This is a genomic window from Pseudomonas sp. GM84 (assembly GCF_000282535.1).
In the GTDB taxonomy this organism is placed as follows: domain Bacteria; phylum Pseudomonadota; class Gammaproteobacteria; order Pseudomonadales; family Pseudomonadaceae; genus Aquipseudomonas.
This window is the reverse complement of record NZ_AKJC01000161.1, coordinates 1-3,811: the sequence shown is the minus strand read 5'-3', so window position 1 is coordinate 3,811 and position 3,811 is coordinate 1. Positions and strand designations below refer to the sequence as shown.

General features: G+C 60.2%; 3 protein-coding genes. All 3 read left to right on the top strand.

Features of this window, described 5'->3' with window-relative positions:
- Positions 1–219 precede the first annotated feature (219 nt).
- The 3 genes from PMI38_RS13605 to PMI38_RS13595 are packed head-to-tail and all read left to right on the top strand — an operon-like array spanning position 220 to position 3,773.
- A complete protein-coding gene (locus tag PMI38_RS13605) occupies positions 220–870 on the top strand; it encodes a paraquat-inducible protein A (RefSeq protein WP_008094874.1) in 651 nt (216 codons plus the stop codon).
- Positions 857–1,480, top strand: coding sequence for a paraquat-inducible protein A (locus PMI38_RS13600; protein ID WP_008094872.1), 624 nt, complete (start codon positions 857–859; stop codon positions 1,478–1,480). The genes PMI38_RS13605 and PMI38_RS13600 overlap by 14 nt, the downstream gene beginning before the upstream one ends.
- On the top strand, positions 1,473–3,773 hold the full coding sequence (locus tag PMI38_RS13595) for a PqiB family protein (protein WP_008094870.1): 2,301 nt from the start codon (positions 1,473–1,475) through the stop codon (positions 3,771–3,773). Before PMI38_RS13600 ends, PMI38_RS13595 begins: the two co-directional genes overlap by 8 nt.
- The last annotated feature ends 38 nt before the right edge of the window (positions 3,774–3,811 follow it).

The window sequence follows — 3,811 nt, the reverse complement described above, 5'->3', positions numbered from 1 at the left end:
AGTGAAACGATGCATCGCCGATGGTAGTGTGGGGTTTCCCCATGTGAGAGTAGGTCATCGTCAAGATTCATTTCGCAAAACCCCTATCTGCGCGAGCAGGTAGGGGTTTTGTCTTTCTACCCGAAAAAATCGCTATCTGCCAAACCAGTGCCTTGGTCATCTCCCACATTTCGAGCTGGGCCACTAGAATAGTCCGACGTACCTATTCAGAATTCCGAAATGCCTGAAACCGAAGCCCTAGAGCAGTTGCCACTGGATGAGCTGGTCGCCTGTCACGAGTGCGACCTGTTGATGCGTAAACCTTCCCTGCAGCATGACGAAAAGGCCCAATGCCCTCGTTGTGGCTACGAGCTGTACGCCCACCGACACAATGTGGTCAACCGTAGCCTGGCCCTGGTGCTGACGGCCCTGCTGCTTTTCGTACCCGCCAATTTCCTGCCGATCATGCAGTTGCACCTGCTAGGCCAGACTTCAGACGATACGGTCTGGAGCGGTGTGGTGGGCTTGTACAATTCCGAGATGCGCGGCGTCGCTGTCGTGGTGTTCCTCTGCAGTATGGCCATCCCGCTACTCAAGCTGTTGTGCCAGCTGGCCGTGTTGCTGAGCATTCGCCTGAACATCGGGCGCAGCTACGGCCTGCTGTTTTACCGCATTTATCACCATCTACGTGACTGGGGCATGCTCGAGGTCTACTTCATGGGCGTGCTGGTCGCGATCGTCAAACTGGTGGATCTGGCTGAGCTGAGCGTTGGCTTGGGCCTGTTCTGCTTCATCAGCCTGCTGCTGGTTCAGGTCTGGCTAGAGGTAGTGATGTCTCCACACCAGATCTGGAGCGCGTTGTCGGGGGAGGATCTCCATGCGGGCGATTGATGCAGGCATCCTGGTCTGCAATGAATGTCATGAGTTGAACCGTCAGGAAGGCGAGCGCAGTTCGCAGACCTGTACGCGTTGCGGGGCCATCGTGCATGCACGCAGGCCCAACAGTATCGTGCGGACCTGGGCGCTGCTCATAGCCGCGTCGATTCTGTACATCCCGGCCAACGTATTGCCGATCATGACCATCAGTGCCTTGGGGCAGGGTAGCCCGGACACCATCATGTCCGGCGTCATTGCCCTGCTCAAGCACGGCATGGTGCCGATTGCCGCGGTGGTTTTCATCGCCAGCATTCTGGTGCCGACGTTCAAGCTGATCGGAATCGGCTTGCTGCTGTATTCCGTCCAGCGTCGTCAACCGCTGTCGGCGCGGCAACGGATCCTGATGTACCGCTTCATCGAGTTCATAGGGCGCTGGTCAATGTTGGACATCTTCGTTATCGCCATTTTGGTGGCGGTGGTGAATTTCGGCCGCATCGCCAGTGTCGAAGCCAACCTGGGCGCTGTCGCCTTCGCAACTGTGGTGATTCTCACGATGCTTGCTGCTTTAACTTTCGATCCCCGACTGATTTGGGATAACACGGAGTCGGATGACGACCATGAGTGACTTGCCTACGGCCAAAACCCGCCCCGCCTCCAATTGGTCGGCAATCTGGATTCTGCCGGTGATCGCGCTGATGATCGGCGGCTGGCTGGCCTGGCAGGCTTACCGCGATGCCGGCGTGGAAATCGAGGTTCGTTTCGAGAGCGGCGAGGGTATCGTCGCCAACAAGACCGAAGTCATCTACAAAGGTATGCCGGTCGGCAAGGTGAAGAGCCTGGTGCTCGATGCCAAGGGCGAAAAGCAGGGCGTCATCGCCACCATCGAGATGAACAAGGCTGCAGAGCCGCACCTGACCAAAGGCACGCGTTTCTGGCTGGTCAAACCCAGCGTCAGCCTGGCGGGTATAACCGGTCTTGAGACATTGGTGTCCGGCAACTACATTGCCGTCAGTCCGGGGGAGGGTGAGCGGACCAAGCGCTTTACTGCGTTGAAGGTGGCGCCGCCGCTTTCGGACAGCGAGCCGGGCCTGCACCTTACGCTCAAAGCCGAGCGGCTGGGATCGCTCAATCGCGATAGCCCGGTCTTCTACAAGCAGATCCAGGTCGGTCGGGTGAAGAGCTACCGCCTCTCCGATGACCAGAGCACGGTCGAGGTCAAAGTCTTCATCGAGCCGGCCTATGCCAGCCTGGTGCGCAAGCACACGCGCTTCTGGAACGCCAGCGGCATCAGCATCGATGCCGACCTGTCCGGTGTGAAGGTGCGCAGCGAGTCGCTGTCCAGCATCGTCGCAGGCGGTATTGCCTTTGCTACCCCGGAATACCGCAAGGACAGTCCGCCCACCGACCCCAGCTTGCCGTTCCGTCTGTACGAAGACTTCGACGCGGCCCAGGCGGGGATTCGGGTAAAGGTCAAATTGAACGATTATGAAGGCCTGCAAGCCGGTCGCACGCCGGTGATGTACAAGGGCATTCAGGTCGGTTCGCTGAAAGCGCTGAAGATGGAAAACAACCTGTCCGTGGCCATGGCCGAGCTGACGCTTGACCCGCTGACCGAAGACTACCTGGTGGATGGCACACAGTTCTGGGTGGTCAAACCGTCCATCTCGTTGGCGGGAATCACTGGCCTGGAAGCCTTGGTCAAAGGCAACTACATCGCCATCCGCCCCGGTGAGAAGGGCGCAACGCCTCAGCGCGAGTTCGAGGCCAGGCCCAAGGCGCCGCCGCTCGACCTCAGAGCGCCAGGCCTGCACCTGGTGCTGTTCGCCGATACCCTGGGTTCGCTGGAGGTCGGCAGCCCGGTCATGTACCGCCAGGTCAAGGTCGGCAGCGTGCAGAGCTATCAGTTCGCCCACAACAGCAATCGCATCCTGATTGGCGTGCATATCGAAAAAGAGTACGAAAAGCTGGTCAACGGCTCGTCGCGCTTCTGGAACGTCAGCGGCATCACCCTCACCGGCGGCCTGTCTGGTATCAAGATCAAGAGTGAGTCACTGCAGACCCTCATGGCCGGCGGTATCGCTTTCGACACCCCGACCCCGAACGTAGCGCTCAAGCGCCACATTCCGCGTTTCCGCCTGTTGGAAAGCCAGGAAGCGGTGAACCGCAGCGGCACCTTGGTCACGATCCGTGTCGATCGCGCTGACGGCCTCAAGGCGGGCACGCCAATCCGCTTCCGTGGCCTGGATGTGGGCAGTGTCGAACGTGTCGACCTGACCAAAGACCTGCAAGCCGTGCTGCTGCGTGCGCGCATCACCGAAGCGGCCGACCGCATCGCGCGGGTGGGTACTCAGTTCTGGGTAGTCAAGCCGGCACTTGGCCTGGTGCGTACCGAGAACCTCGACACCCTGATTGGTGGGCAGTACCTGGAAGTGCAGCCGTCAGCCAAGGACAGAGGCCCGCAGCGCGATTTCATCGCCTTGGCCGAAGCGCCCGAGGTGGTGGGGCAGGAGATCGGTTTGCCGCTGACCCTGAGTGCGCCTCGACGTGGCTCGATCAAGCCAGGGGTGCCAGTGACCTATCGTGAAGTCGCCGTAGGCAAGGTCACCGGTTATGAACTGGGCCAGAGTGCTGACCGGGTGCTGATCCATATCCTGATCGAGCCGCGTTATGCCGCCTTGGTGCGCAGTGGCAGCCGATTCTGGAACAGCAGTGGGTTCGGTTTCGACTGGGGGCTGATCAAAGGGGCTACGGTGCGTACCGAGTCGCTGGAAACACTCATGGAAGGCGGCATTGCGTTCGCCACGCCCGATGGCGAGCAGATGGGCAACCCGGCCCGACCGCAGCAGACCTTTGCCCTGTTCGACCAGGCGCAGGATGAGTGGCTGCAGTGGGCGCCGAAGATCCAGATCGCCAAGTAGTGCAGGCTGGGGGCGCTATGCGCCCCAATCGCCGGCAA